Origin of the sequence: Chlamydia sp. 04-14, from assembly GCF_036632095.1 — a bacterium.
Lineage (GTDB): Bacteria > Chlamydiota > Chlamydiia > Chlamydiales > Chlamydiaceae > Chlamydia.
This window is the reverse complement of record NZ_JAPYKW010000002.1, coordinates 59,282-80,675: the sequence shown is the minus strand read 5'-3', so window position 1 is coordinate 80,675 and position 21,394 is coordinate 59,282. Positions and strand designations below refer to the sequence as shown.

Genomic DNA, 21,394 nt, shown 5'->3' with positions numbered 1-21,394 from the left:
TTTTTCTATCCTTAATAGGACAAGTATGGTTGCAGTAATCTTTTAATTTCATATAATAGACCTCCCAAATTTTTATGGGAAAAGACTCTATCTATTTTATAATAAAGCTTTTGAAGTGGGGGATTAAAAAATAAATCCTGCGCAGTTGGACTATGACGCTTCCTGAAAAAACAACTCCTTCCACATCCACGCCCGCATCGCAATCCAACTACACAGCACCCTCTACTTCCACATCGAATTCTTCCTATCTCAATGAAACAACTGCTGCTGCTGCTTCCTTAGACGAGAGACTTTCTCTTTATGATGAAGCTGTAAACCAGAATAATTCCACAGAGGCCGTTGTTGAATTAGGGAAAAAGTTACAAGAAGAGTTTTATAATTTAACGAATTCAAATACTACAGTACCCACAGCATCGCCAGCAAATCATACAGGAAATTGGAAAACATCTTTCTTATATAATTTGGCTCAACTTGTTGCGCATGTTTTCCCCACAAAAATATTACCAGCAAAAATCACAAAACCTACGGTTCTTCCACCGCCGGCGAATCATACGGAGACTTCTTCGACACATGTCTCTAAGCGCACTACTAACTCTTCTATTTCTGAGAACTCTACTTCTTTAGCTCAGCCTCATATCGGGGGGGGGGGGGGGTAGTTCCTCGAAAAAGAAAAAGATTCTGGCTAAGCTTGTTAGAGCTTCGTCTCAATCTACGAAACCTACAAAGACTCCTGAGAGATATTCTCCTACGCATATTCCTAATTCCACTTCCTTTGTTCAGGAAAGTTCTACATCTTTAGAGCAATCTATCGGAGAAGCTAGTAGCGCCCTCATAAAAAAAGAAACAACAACTCCCGTTCAGAAGATAAACAAGGATCAGCACTCTCTTTCCAGAAGGAAACGTGGTTTAGAAGATGGTGCGGAAGGATCGGCTACTCAGAAATACGATCTTACACCTGAGAATATCGCGGATCGATTACAGCTGACTCCTGACCAAATAAAAATATGCCAAACACCACTCAACAACCTAAAGAAAGCTATAGGCCGCTATAATGATTTACAAACGAAAAACTCAAGAAAAGGTCAGGACCTCTTAGTTAAACAATCTACTTTTCTAGAAACAATTCAAAAAAGAGCAAAAATATCTAAAAAACCGATTGCAGAACAGGTGATGAATACTATTAAAACGGAGTTTTTATCTCACCGTGTTTCTGTAGATAAGCATTTACATGGTATCTGGATTGCTGGTGCTCCACCGGATGATACCGGGACTTATATCAAGGTATTTCTACAGACCTATACCGACTTCGATTTCTATTTCTGGGTAGATGAAACTGCCTACGGTGCTGCGAAATTTTCATCTACTTTGAAGAAAATAGCTTTTGATGCGTCTATCAACGATTTAAGGACAGAAACAAGAGAGGATGTAAAAAATTTTGTTAAATATTTCGACGAGTTAAAAAAGAAGTACGATTCCACCCAGGATGATGATCTAAAACAAAAATATTATGATGACTTATCCAGAATCTATGAAGATTATAATAATTTAAATGATTACGTTAAGGATCATTTCAACGCGTTATTTTTAAGAAATATAATTGTTTCTCAAGACGGGTTCTTCAATTTTTGTATGCTTAAAGGCGTCGATAAAATTACTGACGATATACGCATAGAGTATCTTGAGAAAACCATTAAACTCCCTAAAGAGGAGATTGAACAGTATAAGAAGACTATAGGGACTAATAAAAAGAAAATCGAAGATATCGTTAAAAAAGTTAACGAAGATTTGGGATCGGAAAGAGTTAAAATTAAAGACGTAAAAGAACTAGTTAGAATGAAAGACAGAACCCATCTCTATAATTACGAGACGGAGATGTTATTACGGTGGAATTATGCTGCCGCATCAGATCAGATCAGAATGTTCATGCTTGAAGAACACGGAGGGATTTATACCGATCTAGACATAATGCCTACATATTCTCAGGAAGTTACTAATGCTATTTTTGAGAAGGGTGGGAATAGATTCTTTGAAAACTTACAAGTTAGGCGTGTTCTCTCCGATGCAGCATTAAAAATAGCAAACGGCGAAACTACAGTTACTTTAGAACAAATCACCAAGGAAATCGATACATCCGAACTTACAGATGACGATAAGAAAAAAGTCACTGAGTTAATCGGTCAATTTCAAGAGATACATAAAAGCGGGGATGGTGGTCAAGGCAAACCTAAGAAAAGTCTCTTTCAAAGAATGGCTCCTGATATAGTCCGAGACACGATGCCTATTTTACGAAGATACCATAAATGGGCCACAGGATGGCATGTTCGTGGACTGAATGGTTTGATGATGTCACATAAAGGCAGCGCCTTAGTTGATGGTGTTATTAGGGGCCAGTGGCAAGCCTATGCCGAATTAAGACATTTAAGAGAAAACGTTCTTAGCGGGGATTTTTTTAACACTCTAGAGGATTTGACACATTTAGACCGTGATGAAATGGTAGGAGGCCATTTAGTTAAAGATTATCTTGGGAAGAGTCTGTTCTACGACTTTAGACAAGATTCAATTATTCCTGGAGCCGTAAGTACATTAGGAATTACAGGTCCTGGTTTAATCAGAAATGAAATGATCAAGTACTTTAAAGGGCTTGGTCCTATGGGGAAAGCATTTCTGACTAAAGATGGAAACAAATTAGGGGATGATGCCTATTTAGGTTCTTATAAACAGATTACAACTCCAGAAGGAGAGACTACGTATGATTGGACAAACCCTCTATCCATAGGATCTAATGATGTAACCCCCGGCGATGAGAGTACCTGGTGTAATATTAAACGGCCATGTGCGGGTGAGTTACTTTTTTCTGATCCTTCAAAATTGCGTGTAGAAACTCCTAAAGGAGTGGAACGCACTAAAGTTGATCAAGCTGAATTCACTAAATTATGGTTGCAAAAATCAAAAGACAATCTACCTGGAGGGTTATTAGAAAGATTTAATCACCTCATTACTGAACGCAACATAGATATTGTAAGAATGTCTGAATTGGATCGTGAGATCTATGCCTTCAAGATGGAAATAAAAGATGATGTTATAGCACAAGCATCTATGTTTTCTTTACAGCTACAACTTGCGCAGCTGATTCGTGATGTTAAACTTCCAGTTTCCAATCAAGTTAACTATTTCCCAAATCCACATCAACATTTTGAAGAAGATCTAGAAAAAGCCATTAAATTATATCTAAATAGCAATTCGCAGACAGGAATTACTATATGGCATAGCTCATCAAGTGATCTATCGATGTTTTTAAAAGATATGCTGTCCGTAGCTGAAAGACAATTAGAGATAGGCAATCTCATTGATTCTATAAGCCCATCACCCTTTTCTATAACAGAGATGGAGCTTTTAACAAAATATTCCGAACTTAGTTCTAAGGAGAGCTTAGATTTTCTTACGCCTGAAGAAACTGATAAATTCCTAGAAATCACAAGTAAAATAGCAGAGGATCGCAATCTTCAAGCAAAGGTCAATGAAATTGAAGAGCATGTCTCATCAGGACAGTTATTTAAAAAGTTAGAAAATCTAATAGATCGTTGGTTGACACTATCAGATGACGATAGAAAAAAAGCAATCCTTGATAAAATGAAAGAAATGGCTCGAGGTAGTGGTCTGGATAAGCAAGAGCAAGAGAGTACAGAAAAATGGTATGAGAAACTCTATGATGAGACACTACAAAAACGTGTCACTGATCCAAAGAAAAAATTAGAAGATATTGTTAAGAAATTTGAGGCAAGTGAACGTGTAGTTTTACAGGATTTGGATCATTTTCTATCCGATGAACATTTATTTTCACGCATGCATAGAGACGGTTATTCTTTTAGTGATTTAATTGATCTTTATAGATTCATGGTTGCTAATTCAGGTGTTTCCGGAATCTTTTCTTCAGAAAGTGTTTTCCCTTCTCCTTCCAAGCACCTAGTACAGATGATGCAAACAACACTAGATGCTGATTATGAGAATATGCATGACAATCTCGACAAAGTATATGATTACCTAGCTCTCAATCCAGATAGCCAAGAAGCAAAAGCAGCTTTAGAACAGGTACCAGAAGCATTAAGGGAAAAATTAAAATCATCTCATATCCCTGATCTACTAACTCCTCCTGTAGATGCGTACGTCTCTGCTTTAGGAATGCAGTATGGTATGGACAATGGTGTGGAATCCAATCGTATTATGACGAGTACCATACCAGGTATATTCAATCCAACAGGCTATACCATGGCAAACTATTTCGATAGTCTTTATGAACTACATCTAAGCATTCATGATGGTTCCTTGAATTTAGAGTCAGCAAAAAAATTTCTTGAAGATAAAGGTGTCTATTGTTTTATTGACAACGATCGTATTCAAGAGCTCGTCAAGCTTGCAAAGGATAAGAAATATCTCTCCTTAACTGAAATTCATCAAACTCTTTCTAAGACAGAAAATTTTGCACAAGCATCAGGCCATCTACTATCCAGCATTTTACCTGGAGCTAGTGATATCTTTCAAAGAGAGGCAAATTTCGGTCGTCCCTTAGCAACTGCAATGCAAAATCCAACCGCGATTAATCCGTATGATTATCGCGGAGTAGGGGCTAGTAAAGATCTTTTCTCCACTCCTCCTGATGTACCGACGATACAAAATGCCGTAGAGCGAGCAAAATATTCTTTATTTTCTTGGCCAGATTTCTCTAGAGAGATGATCCCTAAATGGGAGGGTTTAGCACACGCATTCGGTTCTGAGATTGCTCACATACACCCACAAACGTTTCTATATCAATTAGAAGGGCGTTGTATGGGTCTCTCTATGCTCTATATGTCAGCTGAAAATTTCATTGACTATACTTTCATCACAAGAAATCTTCTGACAGTGGGTGCTCTATTTCAAATAAAAGAGCGTGATCATCTACGACTATCAGATGCAGATAATACGTTTTTAGAGAAGAGTCAAGCCTACATTGATTGGTTGCAATATCATGGAAATGCAGATCTGAAGACAGGAGGAATACTAACTGAACATACGTGGGACATTAATAAGTTAGTTCAGACATTTGGTAGACAAACAAGTATGCCAAGTCTATTAGTAACTACTCCCAGCCATTCCATGGTTGTTCAAGTAATAGGTAAAGCTTACAGAGTCACAGATCCCAACTTTGGACATTGTGATTTTCCAACATTACGACAGGCTCTATTGTTCTTAGAATCTTCAGTACAACTAACTACAGAAGTAAGAGATCGCTATGGGATATCTCCTGAAAAAAGTGTAGCATCTCAGCTGAAACTCTACACTACAGATTCAACAAAAGCAAAAAACACCTGGTTTTCTTCTACTGATCTAGGATTTTCAGCTCTTGAGCATATGACAACTCTTGATCTTATGATACTAAGGCTGGGAGATGTCCATATAGGCCGCAGAAGAATATCCTGGGCGGACCTATATAGAATAGGGGGGACTATTGATCATAAAAGGATCGATGAAAAGACCTCTGAAGCAGATCTCGATAAATTAAAATTAGATGGGGATATTTTACATGATTTTCTTTCTAGGCATGTCTTAGATCCCGATCTTGCTTCTACAATCCTATATATCTTAGATCATTACGGTATAGAAGATGGAACAAAAGAGGTCAGTAGGAAATTAATTGTTGCAACTCCTAGAGATCTCACAGCTTTAATAAGTGGGATTAAAAGCAAAGCACAGCAAGTGAGCTCCATGTTACGGAATATAATGGAGGACATAGGAAAAGCCATTAAAGGCACATCGGCTGGCGATAAAGATAAGATATCTGTCACCAATGTGGATGTCAATGGAGATGAGATCTCCTTTGATTTTAAGGATGGAGGATCTACAAAAAAAATCAAAATTCCGAGTCATGGATTAGTCAAATTATTTAAAGATCTAGGGAAAATGTTAAATGATCTTGCTGGTACAGGCGTTATGGATATGGAGCTCGGTATGTCCGCAGTCTCTATTATACAATACGCACGCATGGTACAAGCAGGAAAAGGTAGTGAGGCTCAAGCTCTTTTTGACTTATTTTTAGATGGGAAAGAAATGGCTGAAATGACCTTAGGAACTGTTATCCAAGGTGTAGGAAAGAAATTCATTACAGATCAAGGGATTGATGGATTCCGATTAGAATCACTCATATCTAAGAAACTCATAAAAGCCTCTACAAAAGTTGGAGGAACTTTAGGAAAAGCATTTTTTAGATTAGGACAAATGTTAGAGCTTCCTATTCTTGAAGCTGTTGCTGGGGTCTGGAGTCTCTATACTAGTATAGAAGATCTACAACACGCCTCTTCACATAGTGATACGATGGCAGCACGTGTTCAAATAGCTTTCGATACTATTACTTTAGCATTAACAATATCTGCTGTTGCTGCTCCTGCTGCAATGTTAGCTGCAGGACCTATTGCTGCTATTGGCATGGGAGCTGCATCAATTGCTCGCAACATTGCTTTGACAGAAGAACGTCATAACGCTTGGAATGAATATAAACACTTCCTAGAAGAAGGCAGTGAACACATTGTAAACGCTTTCCCAGAAAGAGGATTGCTTGACTTCTCTGGGAATCATGTCTTGGGAAATATAGTTTTAGACCTAAGAAAAAATCCCCCTACTCTTACAGGAGATAGATCATATAATGCAAATAGATGGATTGGACATAAACCAGGATGGTCTGATTCACAAGTCAGAGAAAAGTTAAGTTACGCATTTAGTATTACTCCATATTATGCCCTAGCAAGAGGACATGCCAATAGCTTTTGGCCTTCTGAAGTTCCTAAAATCCCCGCGGGCATCTACAACACCATTATTCTTGGATACGGAATTACATATCAAGGAACTACTGAGGTTGTTTATCTCTCAAATAGAATAGTTTGGAAAGAAGCTGTCTTAGACCCAACATCTCGTTATTATGTACCCCCCTTAACAGCTAAAAAAGAAGAAAGTACGGTAATAACAGGAGATACACAAACGACTGTTATTCCTGTACGTCTTTTAGATAGTGATTCTCCAGAGAGAATAGCATACGCCTCACAATATAAAGATTATAAAATCACGATTAAAGGGGGCAAAGGAGGGATAACTGTTCAAATTGGTGGAGCGGGTTATTACAATATTACAGGGGCTCCGGGAGTTGAAAATGTAATTTCATTCCGTGGCATTCCACCTCCACTGGGTGTCAAATTTAATCTAGCGCAATTAGAGCAACCAGTTCCTCTAACAAGACCTAATGGCACAAGTACGGATATTTTAAAAATTCGACAAAAAGGAATTTCTACAGTCATTGGTTCTTCTGGAGGCCAAGATACTTTAACAGGAAATCGTGATACCAAATTCTATGTAAGCCCTGGAGGAGGAATTATATATTCTGGAGCAGGGAAAAACTGGTATTACATCCCTAAATTAGATAACAATCTTACTATTGTACTTACTTCGAACTCTACCGATCACGATCTTACACTCGGCATGAGCTCATTTGAACTACATTCTGGAGGAAATAATCTAAACTTATTAGGCCTCAATGGGGATAACAGCACCGGCATATATATTGAGAATGCAAATAAGAGCAGTTCATATGAACATTGGATAGGTCATTTTAAAGTCAAATTCTCTGATGGCATTACAGTTGAAGCTATAGAAAAACCTCTCCCAGGGAATAGTACGAACACTACTACTTTAGGCTTTACAAAATGTGATCAGTCTACCTGGGCATTAAAACATCCTGAAGAACCTGGATTCGTAGATAATATTGTGCGGTGGATGAAAAAATACCTCTGGTGGTTTGCTCCTGAAGTATCCATCGTTCAGCAGCACAGTCGCGTATCATATTATGACAACAAAAAGCTTTTTGTTTACAAACCCGATAAACATACCGAGCTAGATATTCGAGCTCAAGATGAGTTTGGGGCGGTGGTTGAAGGTGCTGTGGGTGCTTCTTATCTCCTATCTTCTCCACCAAATATCAAAACCAAATCCACTGAAATTGTACTAGCAGAAGACGGGGATGCTCCTCAATTAATTGATCTTGGCTTACTTGTTCCAAGTTTAATTAAGGCTAAAATGACAAGTAAGACATCCATAGATCTGGAAGTTTCTTCTCCAAGATATACAGTTCCTATGGTTTTAAGTTGGGATCCTGGAGATCCTCCTTGGAAAACAGTAATAGAAGTTAACTCGTATGTCCGACCAACTCTAGGGGAGTGGCATCGTAAAATCCAACAACATCCTGAACAAACCCACGTTCTTTATCACAGTAGCGTCCTAGTCCCAGAAAGATTAGAAGGTATACTGAGTTTAAACAACACAGTTACCTTGATGTTAAGTGAAGTAAATAAGACTAAAGAACATATTCTTGGGATCGAAAATAAAGGCGGGATAAATCTGAAGATATGGGGAACTCTCCATGCCGGGCATATTGAAGGTGCTATGATGAATCAAATATGGACAAGGTTTAGAAACTTTGCGTCCTTAAAAGTCTTCGATATCACAGTACCAGCCTATTCTATTAAATATCTTGATTTCCAAGGCAGCGACAAAAGTAGTGGAAACATCCTATTTAACAGCATACTAGAATCTAAATATCTTAAAGCAGATATCAAACCAAAAACGAAATTCTCTCATAACACATGGAGGTGGTATGACGAGGTTCAGATCTTCTCTACTTCATTAGAGCTTGAAGACTTCTATCGTTATCGCATTCATTCTGAAACACAAGAATTATCGCGATACTTGATGTACTCTCAAAAATTAGTGAGCATACAAAATAGAGATTTCATCTTAAAATTCTTCTTTGTTCGCGAAGGAAAGGGTGTAGGAGCTATACGTTTTGTATTTAAAAACTTCTTTAATGGATATCTGGATGGTATTTCTGAGAGAACATTAGAAAAAGAAGCTAAACCTTTGATGGCTTCAAATCCATATCAATTCATTGATCCAGGTTACCGAGATCACTTAGAGCTGACTTTAGGGAAAGAGACGTTTAACCTAGCCACAATGGTTAGAGAATACTGTTCGTATTCCTATATTCTACCGCTAGGAGAAGATGAACAGCGTCGTTTGACTATTCCTCGCCAATATTGGTCTTTAAACTTGTCTGTATTAACTTATACTATAGATGCTAACAAGATCAAAAATGGTCCAGAAAAGACCCTGCTCTTTTTCTCTGATGCAATGAAGGAATATAGACTTCCTTTAGCAACAATCTTGAAAAGTTCGTATTATTTAGATCCCGTAAGTGGAGACCTTTACATAACGCGAATAATAAGTAGTTGGAAGAATGAAGCGTTTGTCTTAACACTAAAAGAATTCAAACAGAATTGGGACATTTTCAAAGACATTGTTATCTTAGCACCCCACACAGAACTTACCACATCTACAGCAACAGCTCTGACATTTGTTGGTCCCGAGTTGCGTCATTTAGAAATTAACTTCCCCATGATGTTTGGAGACAAGAGATTCGAAGAAAGGATAGTTTCTAGAGCAAGCACAATATTCCCAACTAATGACCAAATCATACACTATGATCCTAGAGTTGACAAACAGTTCTATGCGTTATCAGATTACATGTTATGGAATCTTCGCGATAGAACTAAAGGCTCTTCTAAGCGCGCTAAAGCTTATGATAACTATTTACTAGCTTCGGCTATGCATTTATCTTCTAAAGAACCTAAGTGGAAAATTCCAGATAGCATGCTGGAATACGCTATTGGTTATTACAGAGTGCAAGTTCCTCAATGGGTACGTTCTCATATGCGCACGTATACACTTGTAAAAATGCCAAAAGGCAGTATTAAGATCTCATTAATCACAACACAAAACGATCTTTTTGATCGCAAACCTGGAGGAGGTTTTAACATTTACTTCTCCTTGCTCGGTTTAAATAAACACGTGAAAGCTCAAAGTGACAAACCTGGAGATATGTTACTCGATCTAGATAAAGATGTTATTCTTAAAGTGCAGAAGATCGATGAAAGCGAATATTCCAGGAAAAGAATTTATGTAGTTGCAGAAATTGCTACAGAAGAAGAGCGCAGATTAAGACCTAATTCACAGGTAATCGTCTTTCCTGGAGGGGAGAGGTTTAGATATAAAAGAAATGTGAGCGATAATAAAGAAGAAGAGAATGATGAAGAACAAGAAGAGGAAGAAGATGACGATGAAGAAAACGAAGATCAAGAGGATGACTTTAATTAGAGCCGCCAGTTAACAACGACTTTACTCATCGAGTAGTGGTGTATTTCAGGATTCTTAAGAACCCCTAATTTCTCCAATTCTTTTAGTACTCGAGATCCTAACAATCCTTTCGTCAAAGGATTCTCATCTGAATAATCAAAGAACAAAAGTTTCGCCCATAGAGATTCTGGAGAATCTAAGGGGACTATAGTCTCTATTTTTCCATTATCATTTTTTTGGGATCTATAGACTAAGAAAGCTAGAAAGAGTCTAGAAAGCTTTTCGATACCTTTTTGACTAACTATATCTTCCGACTCTGTCTTTAAAATCTCTCTGCAAAGTAAGGGGAAGTTTATAGGGAAATCCGCAGGCTCTCCGTGAGGGCTTTTTTTAACCTTTTTTAGCTTATCTCTAGGAATTTGAATTCCTGAAAAATCCATTTTAGCGGACAGACTAGGGTAATCAATCCAAAAACTCATGTCATTCACTTCGGAAGACTCTATAGAATCAAAAGCTATGTAACAGTCTTCTAGTGGCAAAGAGGTATAAACAAGGGGAAGACGACGTATATTTTGTAATACTTGAGGATAGAGAACGAGAATTTTCCGTTCTTCTTTGCTAACTAAGTTATCAATACAGACAATCCGACCTTTATAAGAAAGATAAGCGTACAGAAGAAACCGTATTGCTAGAGCAATGATTGTAATAGGGATAAATACCAAACAGAGAATTCTTAAGACCTTTTCAAAGGTGGATAAGATATGTCCTGGAATAGTCACGGCCCAAGCCTTATTCTGAGGATCTCTGGCAACTATATAGGATTGCTGACCTCCAAGGTAAAGATAAGAATCTAGGAAAGAAACCGTCTTTTCTAGAAGAGAAGGTCTAGAATAGTCCGAAAAAATAAGATACGGCATTTCCCACCCAGATAATAAAATTATTAAAAGGTCATCCTATTATAAATGAAACTAGGAATAAGGGTTAAGGTATTAATAATTAACTATATGGCCCGTCTATAAACAACTAATTATGCAACATAATACATATTATCAGACCATACAAATGTTGTGAAAAAGACTAGGTTAAGCTTACCAGACTCCCCCTAGCCTTCTTCTTTCGGAAGGTCCTGAGCGATTACCCCAGCATGACCTACTAGTTCACCATTGTGATAGCAAGGCACTTCCTCTAAAGAGCATATAGGAAGTCTCTCTGGATAGAAACAACAATCCCTACGCAATTGTTCAAACTGATCTTTACTTAATTCCAATACACTGAGTTGTTCAATTTTCTCTTGGATTGTTTTTACACCACGCTGTCTCATGCTAATCAACTCTATATTTGCCATTGTCGTGTCTAAACACTTCTCAGCATAAAACTTGAATGTCGCATAATCAACACTACGAAAGACCCCTAACCAAATAGGCACCCCTATAGCTCCACCAGGAGGCACATACTGACCAGGGATATAGGTAAACAGTATATCTTTTAAATCACCCTTATTTATACGGAAAGAAAAGCGTCTGTGTATTCCGATATCGCCATAGGTAATAATCCCCATCTGATCAAGAATATTTGCTTCACAACCATATAAAAGCAAAGAGAGAACCTCTTGCATTAACTCCCTCTCACTCTCCTTGAGCTGCAATGTGAGATACTTCCTCTCAATTTCCACATCAAGCATAGGTCGAGGTTTAATTGGTGGTGTTGGTCGTGGTGTCTGAGGCTTTGCTGTGATTCTAGGAATACTTGGAGAAAGAGGAGTCGGGGTTTTTGGCTGTTGTGGGACCTTTATTTCAATACGTTCTACAGTTGTGAACCCATATTTACAAAATAGAGCAAAACGCAATACGAGTTTAATAAATAGAAGGATGATCATAGGAATGATCAAAATAATAGTCAGAGTCCTTATAATCAAATTTAAGTCGGATTCTTCAGGATCTATGACAAAACACTCACAGCTACTTTTAAAAACCAGACCGCGCTTTTCTGCCCCAATAATTTGTATGCGTTTGCTAAAGCAGCCAAGACTTGCGCAAAAATCATCAACACGTTCTACCATATTTTCTAAAACGGTAGATGCTCCCCTTTTGGACATATCCTGGATATATTCTGGAGAAAACCTAATGGAGGAAAAAAACGAAATTCCCATTCTAACCTAATTTACAAAAACAAATGCTGTAAGTTGCTCTAATCGAATTTCTTCTCGATTATAACTCCAACATTTTCTCCTATAGAATTTGCTGTCTGATTGACAGTGAATATCTCAATATTAAGAATGCCTAATTTAGGATCTCCCTTTGATCCATCCTTGATAAGGGTTTCAACTCCCTCTTTAGTTGAATCTGTTGTAACAGGAACTCCCTCTAAGAAATCAGCAGTTGCCCCTAATCTTTCTCTAAACCTGTCAGAAGCCCTAGCTGCTGAAGTAATAATATCCTGATTCCCAAACGCATCTGTTGCTAAATAACCAGGGTAGTAGGTAAATTTAAGACCAGGAATGCCCGATAACTCAAATGTAAGAGGGGTGGTAAAACCTGCCCACGGGACATATCCAGGGAAAATACCTTTTTCTTCATACCCCTCCCTGTTGGCAAAACTACTCAAATTCAGTAATGCAGTAGATTCTATTAAAAGATTCTGCTGTTCCTGAGATAATTTGGGGAGCATTATAAAGTTTTCTATAATCTCTTCTCGTGCAAGAGGAACGGCTGCAACCTCAACAACATCTTCTACCGTCTCTATTGACACCGCAGGTTTTGTAGTAGGCTCTAAAATAGGCTTTGGAGAAGAGATAGGAGCCGCTATCTCCTCAACTTTCCCCGGATACTTTAGATATAAGCACAGCCTTACAATAATCTTTAAAACTAGAGCGATGATTACCGGAACAATAAGAAGAACTAAAAGTACTTTTAAGCATAGAGACGCTAAAGAATCGGTCTTCGTGACTCTCTCACACAAAAGCCCCCTATTGGGCCCTAAAGCCTTGACTTCCACACCTTCAGAACGCTGAAGAAACAACTCATCCAGGCGCCCGGATAACTTCTCTAAAAGAATGGATTTTCCAGCCTCAGCAATCTCTCCCAAACAATGCTGAGAAAAGCTTAACGAAGTAAAAAAGTTTACGCTCACTAAAACACCTAGATAATTCAAAAAATATAGTTAAAAACATTCCCCCCCCCTATTTTAATTCTTTCTAAATAATTAATCTCTTATTACTTAAGTTAATCTTTAATATTAAGAATATTAACATTAGAAATTCCGGAAGGAACCCCGATTTTTGCTATTCAGAGCGCTGATAGTAAAGAATTTACAAGTAACTTCATATAAAAAACTTTTAAAGATATCTGATTTAATTAAACTGTCTATCAATAAAAATTCCTACCGTCTCTCCTAAAGACCCAACTCGTAAATCATCACCCACATTAAAGATGGCTACACCAGTTATGCCTACGTAGCGATTTGTTCTCTTCCCCTCTCTTATGAGAGCTTCGATCTCTTGTTGAGTGGATTCTCTAGTAACATGCTTACTCTCAAGAAATTTAGCAGTTTCATCCTGATAGCATTGCAATCTCGTGTTCATTCGTGTTGTTGACGTTACTATGTCTAATCCATTTAGACCTTGCTGCAATCTTCCGGGGGCGTAGGTAAATTCATATCCAGGGAGGGTCGTTAGTTGAAATGAATAAGGCATTTCATTTTCGAAAGGCAGGCTTGTAATCAAAATCCCATTCTCTCTGTACTCACCCACTGTTTTGTAAGATCTAGATATAAAAGTCGTTACTCCTTGAATTAATTTGTTCTCATCCTCTTCAGAAAGACAAAATGGTTGTAGAAATTGCTTTACAATCTCTTCTCGTGTAAGAGGAATGGCTTCGACCTCAACAACATCTTCTACCGTCTCTATTGACACCGCAGGTTTTGTAGTAGGCTCTAAAATAGGCTTTGGAGAAGAAATAATTTTCCCCGGGTACTTTAGATATAAGCACAGCCTTACAATAATCTTCAAAACTAGAGCGATGATTACCGGAACAATAAGAAGAACTAAAAGTACTTTTAAGCATAGAGACACTAAAGAATCGGTCTTCGTGACTCTCTCACACAAAAGCCCCCTATTGGGCCCTAGAGCCTTGACTTCCACACCTTCAGAACGCTGAAGAAACAACTCATCCAGGCGCCCGGATAACTTCTCTAAAAGAATGGATTTTCCAGCCTCGGCAATCTCTCCTAAACAATGCTGAGAAAAGCTTAAGGAAGTAAAAAAGTTTACGCTCACTAAAACACCTAGTTAATTCAAAAAATATAGTTAAAAATATTCTCCCCTATTTTAATTCTTTCTAAATAATTAATCTCTTATTACTTAAGTTAATCTTTAATATTAAGAATAATTAATATTAGAACTTCATCTAAAATCGGGACATTTTCACAGCAAACCCCTTATAATCAGGAGTTTGTTGTAAGTTTTACACAAAAAACCAAAAGATCATAGTTAATATCTGTAACAAAAATTAACATTCCCGAATGATCAATACGTAGTTCCCAGCGGGATCTGTGCGTATTCTTCGGATGCCAACAGTACGTGGGTTACTAAATCCACGTAGTTTAGAAAGCTCTTCTCTTTCAAAAGCTAAATAGTTCGCCACATGAATATCTGCCCATTCCTGAGCAGAATACCCAACTAGGTTATTGATTCTCATTGGCCCCATGGATTCGAATTCTAATCGAGGGAAATCTGGGTGCTGGAAAAAAATATCATCATCATCCCCTAAAATATCGCTATTATTAGCCTTAGATTTAATCCCTACACCCATCCTATTTAGAGCCGATTTGCTGCCTACACCTCTAAGACGTTGGTGCTCATCTAAAATACACTCCAAATTCTCCTGACCTAGAAACGGGAGGTGAAAATTTATAGCCTTGAGTTGATCTTTTGTGAATATATAGGGAGGATTTTCATCTGATCTTGATGAGCGATCGATTAAGATAGTAGTCCGTTCAGACCATTTCTCCCATCCTCCATATTTGCAATATAGAGCTATTCTCATTACTATCTTGATAATAAAGGCTATAATTACAGGAATAACAAGTAAGTATAGGAATAAAGCTCTTAATCTTTCTTCAAAGGATAGCGGGATCTGTATCTCAACATAAACAAGCTGTCCATTTGTATTCATTCTCTCAACATACCAAACAGGAGATGCGTCTCGAATTTGCAGTATTCTATCTATCCTTTCTACTAAAGATTCGAGATAACCGCTTCCCCTACCAAACTTAGGAAGATTTTTCAAGAAACTGTATGAAAAAATCGCAGATGAGAAAAAACACGAGACCATGAATTCAAGGGAAAATTAAGTTTGAAATTCAAAATGGAGAGATCTGGAACTACAAGGAGCCTCCAGAACAAAAGATTATTGCTTAATGCAATATTAAAATTACCGATCAAGAAGATCTTCATATTCATTATAAATCGCTAGAGACTTATGATCAAATCGAAATTCTGTATCTAAATTAAGTAAAATTATCAAAAACTTTTTTTAAGGACTATTCAATGACGTTCTTTCACAGATCATAGAATAATAGCATTTCACCAGCGATATACGAATAGTGTAAACTTGACTTTTAGCAAAATCATTCGCTTCCCTACCAAGCCTTATATCTATGCTTTTTTTGTTCTTTTTATAAAAAAATATCACCCACAAGTAGATAGTAGTCTTTTTTGATCTTCTGATAAGTACCCAAGGATCTTGTCTAAAAGAGTGATTTTTGTAGCAGTGTCTACAAAAGAAGAAGTTATGGCCTCTACATTAAGTTTTATGATTTCTTTAAGATTTAGAGGCGAAGATTTGACATGAGTTAATTGAGAATTCTGATCAATAGGAAATCCAGACAAAAGCAGCATGGTATTTTGCAAAGAAATTCCTCCCATTTGAGGATTATCAGAGCTTAACGCAATATTAAGTTTATGATTTCTGAACAATGCGAAGAAAGGATGCTCATCAAGACTACTTATGATTGTCTTACTTAATTTGTTGGTTCCTGAATATTGGTGTAGAGAAGCTCCGAGTATAAGATTAATAGCAGGAGCCATAACGAGTGTGATATTTTTCTCCTGGATTTCATGAATAGTCGACAAATGTTCAATTGCTTGGAATCCGTGTGCTATTCTTTGTACAGGTAATGCTTCCAACGTTCGGCTTAAATATAAAAATCCCGTCCCCTCTCCTGCATGAGCTTCGCAACCAAACCCTTTATCGTATGCACGACGATAACCTGAAGTTAATTTGATTGGGTCTGCTTCAGGACAAATTTCTGCTCCAGCAGATTGCAAACCAACAAAGAGATTAGGGAAGTAAGATTCTGCCTCATCAAGCCAAATCGCAGCCTCTTCTGATCGTTGTTGTGTAGATTGCTGAAGATTAGAAGAACCTGTTTTATTAAAACAATTGAGGAAACGAAGTACTATTCCTTGACTCTGGAACAGTTGAGAAGCTCTAAAAAATAAATCGTATAAACGTAAGCGAGCTTCCTGAGGTTCAAGTGAAGGATAAATTGCGTAAGCTATCCGGATATTCTGTTGAACTTCGGTGTAAATGATATTATCTTGCCGGCATTGTTTTAAATAATTTTGCAAAACAAGCCAAAGATCGTTTTCATTTTGGATTCCTCCTGGAGGATATCTATGCCCCTGTACGGTAGCCATAATCCGATCAAAACTAGAGAAATCACGAGAGATAACAGCGTATTTTAATAAAGAAGTGTTAGGATGCGGCTCATAGCGAATATTTTCAAAATTTTTGAATATTTCAGAATAACTCTTATGAGGGTTTCCGTTAGATAGAGGAGGAGATATCCATTGGTTGTTTTGCCATTTTATAAGACCATTCCTGACGCCTAATTCCCAAGCTGTTTGTGGTGAAATAGTGCCTGGAAGATGTGTGTGAATATCTGCTTTAGGAAGATCTTTGATAAACTGACTTGTACAAGGTACATCGTCATATAATTCAGAGGACAATTGTGATAATTGTTGAATAATAAAAAACAGCCTCTTATCGATCATATCTTTTTTACTTCATTAATATCGGATTTATTCCCATTCAATAGTTGCTGGAGGTTTATCAGAAATATCATAAACCACTCTGCTAACTTCAGGGACTTCGTTAATAATGCGTGATGAACAATGATTAAGAAATTCTCTAGATAAAGATGGCCAACATGCTGTCATGAAATCAGTAGAATCTACTGCACGTAAAGCTATCGTATAACCGTAGTGACGACAGTCTCCTTTGACGGCAACAGATTTAACCGGCAAGAAAACAGCAAAAGCTTGGCTAACCTTGTCGTATAAATTAGCTCTTTTTAGTTCTTCAATAAAAATGCTATCCGCGTTTTTTACTATTTCTACATATTCTTGACGAATTTCTCCGAGAACCCTAACTCCCAAACCAGGACCAGGGAAGGGATGTCGGAATATTAAGGAATCCGGCAAACCTAGAGATTTACCTAAAGCTCTAACTTCGTCTTTAAAGAGAAAACGTAGGGGTTCTAAAAGTTTCAGGTTTAATTTTTCTGGCAACCCACCCACATTATGATGGGACTTGATTACTTGAGTTGCATCACAAGATTTTGCTGATTCAATTACATCGGAATAAATAGTTCCTTGAGCCAACCATTCAACGTCAAGGTTTTTAGATACTTCATCAAAAACTTCAATAAAAGAAGACCCTATGACTTTACGCTTCTGTTCTGGATCCTGTATTCCCGATAAATCTTGGAAAAACTTTTGCGAAGCATCTTCCACAATTATATCTAGACCTAGAGAAGAGAACTGCTGTTTAACCTCCTCCACTTCATTTTTTCTTAATAGTCCCGTATCAACAAAGACACAAGACAAACGATCGCCCAGAGCATTATGAAGCAAAACAGCTAAAACAGAAGAGTCTACTCCTCCAGATAAACCGAGAAGCACGCGTTCTGTTTCTCCTACTTTTTCTCTAACACTTTTGATAAGTTGTTTTTCTATTGTTTCAATTTTCCAAGTTGCTGAAGCCTGACAGATATCCTTCACAAAATTTGATAAGATTTTATCCCCTATTGCTTGAGAATCTGAAACTTCAGGATGGAATTGAAGACCAAAAAGTTTCTTTTCAGGACACTCCATAGCAGCGACAGGGCAATGCTGAGAACTCGCTGTAACAAAGAAATCCTTAGGAGGACAAGAAACAGAGTCGCAATGACTCATACGGATTTCAGTATGAAAAGTATCCTTATCAACAAGACCTTTAAAAAGTTCGCTTGGATAAAAAACTATAGGAGTATAACCAAATTCGTTTCCTCCTGCTCTTACCTCACTTCCAAAGTCTCTAGCGATAAGCTGCATACCGTAACATACTCCAAGTATAGGAATATTACTGTTATAGATTGCTTTATCAACTTGGGGGCTATTCTCCTGATAAACCGAATGAGGGCCTCCGGAAAAAATTAAACCCGAAGGAGATGCTTTAAGAAGACTTTCCAAAGGTGTATTCCAAGGAAGCACCTCACAAAATACGGAAAGTAAACGTATCTTTTTGGCTAGAATATTGGTGTATTGGGAACCAAAATCGAGAATGAGAATCTTACTCAAGATAGATTACCTTTTGCTATTTAGAGATTAGATAATTTGGAGCATGTTGAATGTGTTGTAAGTTATGAGTATGACTTTCGGATCTTCCAGAATGAGTAATTCGGGCAAATACAGCATTCTGGCGTAATTCTTCTAAATTACGAGCTCCCAGATAACCCATACCTGATCGGATCCCTCCTAGAATTTGATAAAGCACATCATGAAGAGAGCCTTTATAAGGTACAAGCCCTTCAACACCCTCTGGAACAAATTTTTTAGCATTATTTTCTTGAAAATAGCGCTCCGCACTTCCTCTTTTCATCGCTCCGAGAGAACCCATACCTCGATACATCTTATAGGCTTGTTCATTCATCTGAACAATTTCTCCAGGAGCCTCATCGGTTCCCGCTAGCATACTACCAAGCATAACGCAATGAGCTCCAGCAGCGAGAGCTTTAACAATGTCACCAGAATAACGCATTCCCCCATCAGCAATAACTCGAACAGACGAATCACGTAATGCTTCTGAAACATCCATGATTGCTGTTAATTGAGGTAATCCCACTCCTGAGATGATCCGTGTTGTGCATATAGATCCGGGACCAATCCCCACCTTAACAGCGTCTACACCAATTTCTGCTAAACAGAGAGCAGCCTCTCTTGAGACAATATTCCCCACAATTAGCGTTATTGAAGGATAATTTTTTTTAATAGTTAAAGCTGTATCAAGTACCAATTTAGAATGTGCGTGAGCAGTATCTATAACTAATGCATCTATACCAGCTTCGACCAAAACATCTGCTCTTTGCAAACCTTGCCGACCAATACCTATGGCACCGCCAACTACTAAAGAGGAGTCGTCTGATTTTACTTGTTTTATGACATTAACTTGTTGATCTGCATCCATATTTTTATGAACAATCCCAAGTCCTCCAGCGACAGCCATAGCTTTAGCCATGGACAACTCTGTAACCGAATCCATTGCCGCAGATAAAACAGGAATAGTTAAAGCCAATGATTCCGAAAGCGAGGAGGCTAAACAAGTATCTTGTGGAAGGACTTCAGAATATTGAGGAACCAATAACACATCATCAAAAGTTAAAGCTTCGCGCATATACTTCTCGATTAGAAAAAATGATTAAGAACGACCGTAGAGCAGAAATTTGTTTTTCTCAAACAACAGATGTTGAGGAAAATCGCTTCAAAATATAGTCAACTGGATTTCGATTAAAATTATCGTAATACCTTCATACAATAATCTCAACGGATGTTTGAAAATTTTTAGAAAAAATCCGTAGTTAGAAAATTCAGAAAAAGTCACTTTAGATGCCGTGGAACTAATGATGGGAATCAAAGTTACTATATAAATTGAATTCAGAATTCAAAAAAGAAAGACCGGGAGTTATTTATAAACTCTCGGTCGAGATATCATTTAATTGAATATATAAGAGGAGTTTAGTAACGCAATGGGGAATCTTTATATTCTTCATGAACAGTCTTTATTGATTCGCCATTCGCTAAAAATGTTGTATCTAAATAATCCTGCGCGAAATTATCTCCAAAATCCTCTTTCACGTCATCAGATGCTACAGCAAACCAAATCATGGAATAATAACCTTTTACTGGCAATACATCACTAGAACATGCTTGCGGCCCAGCAATCCAAGCAAAAGCTACACTATGACTACACTTGTTTGAAGACCCATAATCAGAAACTAAAACAGGCACAAACTCATAAACTCCTTCACGACGACGACACGCCACAAAATCATCTTCTCCTATCGCCAAAACAATGCCGTTACAGGATTTTCCTGGTGCGTGCTTTAAATTTAAAAAACCACGATTTTGAGGCCCATCTGCTTCTGTTAATCTGGTAGAGCCTCCTAAAAGATCCACATCCAAATCGAATGTTCTTACATAATTGTGCAACCAAACAGCATGCGGGCGGTATTCCTCAAGAGTATTTTTCGCTGAAACTGGATTCATTAAACTTCCGTAAACGAACATAGGAATATAAGGAGTAGTTAAATGCATTTTTGCGTGTATCTCCCTCCAGATCTTACGAGATTCTTCATTCACCTTCTCAATAACCTTAGGATCAGTATTCTCCTTGGCTAAACATTGAGCGGGTGTATAAGCGACAGGATATGAAGAAAAATCAGAAATAGGCAAGTTAATGCAAAATACCTGATCGACATTACTATCCTTTGAAGGAACAGTTTCAAAACAACCACTAAGCAATAATAAACATCCGAATAGGCACAATATCGACTTATGCATTAAAAATTCTCCTATATACTTAAAAGAAGATAGTTAATCTTAATGTTAGTCTATTCTTTATTAATTGACTTCTATAGAAACTTAAAAATCTTAAGAATTTGAATATGTTCAACGTAATAATTCATTGAGATAAAATCAAAGACGTACGTCCTGAGAAAGATTCCACCATCAATATCAATAGCGCAACTAAGCCAACGCCGAACGAACAAATTAAAAAAAATCGATTAAGAAGTGAGGAAGGAAATTAAGTATCCTCATGAGATTAAATGTCTTTTCTCTGTTCTGAGATTGTTACGAGCCATCTAT

Annotated in this window: 11 protein-coding genes; 2 read left to right on the top strand and 9 right to left on the bottom strand. The window is 37.5% G+C overall.

Annotated features, from left to right (window positions below):
* Nucleotides 1-152: 152 nt before the first annotated feature.
* Both O6937_RS02960 and O6937_RS02955 read left to right on the top strand, forming a co-directional pair.
* Complete coding sequence (locus O6937_RS02960) at nt 153-656, top strand: hypothetical protein (RefSeq protein ID WP_332390181.1); 504 nt, start codon at nt 153-155, stop codon at nt 654-656.
* Complete coding sequence (locus O6937_RS02955) at nt 634-10,230, top strand: LifA/Efa1-related large cytotoxin (RefSeq protein WP_332390435.1); 9,597 nt, start codon at nt 634-636, stop codon at nt 10,228-10,230. The genes O6937_RS02960 and O6937_RS02955 overlap by 23 nt, the downstream gene beginning before the upstream one ends.
* Here the strand turns inward: O6937_RS02955 and O6937_RS02950 are convergent.
* From O6937_RS02950 to O6937_RS02910, 9 genes are all read right to left on the bottom strand, one after another.
* On the bottom strand, nt 10,227-11,126 hold the full coding sequence (locus O6937_RS02950; protein ID WP_213241012.1) for a DUF648 domain-containing protein: 900 nt from the start codon (nt 11,124-11,126) through the stop codon (nt 10,227-10,229). The genes O6937_RS02955 and O6937_RS02950 overlap by 4 nt on opposite strands.
* 185 nt (nt 11,127-11,311) lie before the next feature.
* A complete protein-coding gene (locus O6937_RS02945; protein ID WP_332390180.1) occupies nt 11,312-12,304 on the bottom strand; it encodes a hypothetical protein in 993 nt (330 codons plus the stop codon).
* 92 nt (nt 12,305-12,396) lie between these two features.
* On the bottom strand, nt 12,397-13,338 hold the full coding sequence (locus tag O6937_RS02940; protein ID WP_332390179.1) for an adherence factor: 942 nt from the start codon (nt 13,336-13,338) through the stop codon (nt 12,397-12,399).
* A gap of 220 nt (nt 13,339-13,558) precedes the next feature.
* On the bottom strand, nt 13,559-14,482 hold the full coding sequence (locus tag O6937_RS02935; RefSeq protein ID WP_332390178.1) for an adherence factor: 924 nt from the start codon (nt 14,480-14,482) through the stop codon (nt 13,559-13,561).
* A 232-nt stretch (nt 14,483-14,714) separates the two neighbouring features.
* On the bottom strand, nt 14,715-15,539 hold the full coding sequence (locus O6937_RS02930) for a hypothetical protein (protein WP_332390177.1): 825 nt from the start codon (nt 15,537-15,539) through the stop codon (nt 14,715-14,717).
* A 356-nt stretch (nt 15,540-15,895) separates the two neighbouring features.
* Entirely contained in the window at nt 15,896-17,263 is a 1,368-nt protein-coding gene (locus O6937_RS02925) for an adenosine deaminase (protein ID WP_332390176.1), read from the bottom strand.
* 27 nt (nt 17,264-17,290) lie between these two features.
* Nucleotides 17,291-18,829, bottom strand: coding sequence for a glutamine-hydrolyzing GMP synthase (guaA, locus tag O6937_RS02920; protein WP_332390175.1), 1,539 nt, complete (start codon nt 18,827-18,829; stop codon nt 17,291-17,293).
* Between the two features lie 16 nt (nt 18,830-18,845).
* Complete coding sequence (guaB, locus tag O6937_RS02915) at nt 18,846-19,922, bottom strand: IMP dehydrogenase (protein ID WP_332390174.1); 1,077 nt, start codon at nt 19,920-19,922, stop codon at nt 18,846-18,848.
* Between the two features lie 341 nt (nt 19,923-20,263).
* Nucleotides 20,264-21,088: a gamma-glutamylcyclotransferase family protein gene (locus O6937_RS02910; protein WP_332390173.1), complete on the bottom strand. Its 825-nt coding sequence runs from the start codon at nt 21,086-21,088 to the stop codon at nt 20,264-20,266.
* Nucleotides 21,089-21,394 lie beyond the last annotated feature (306 nt).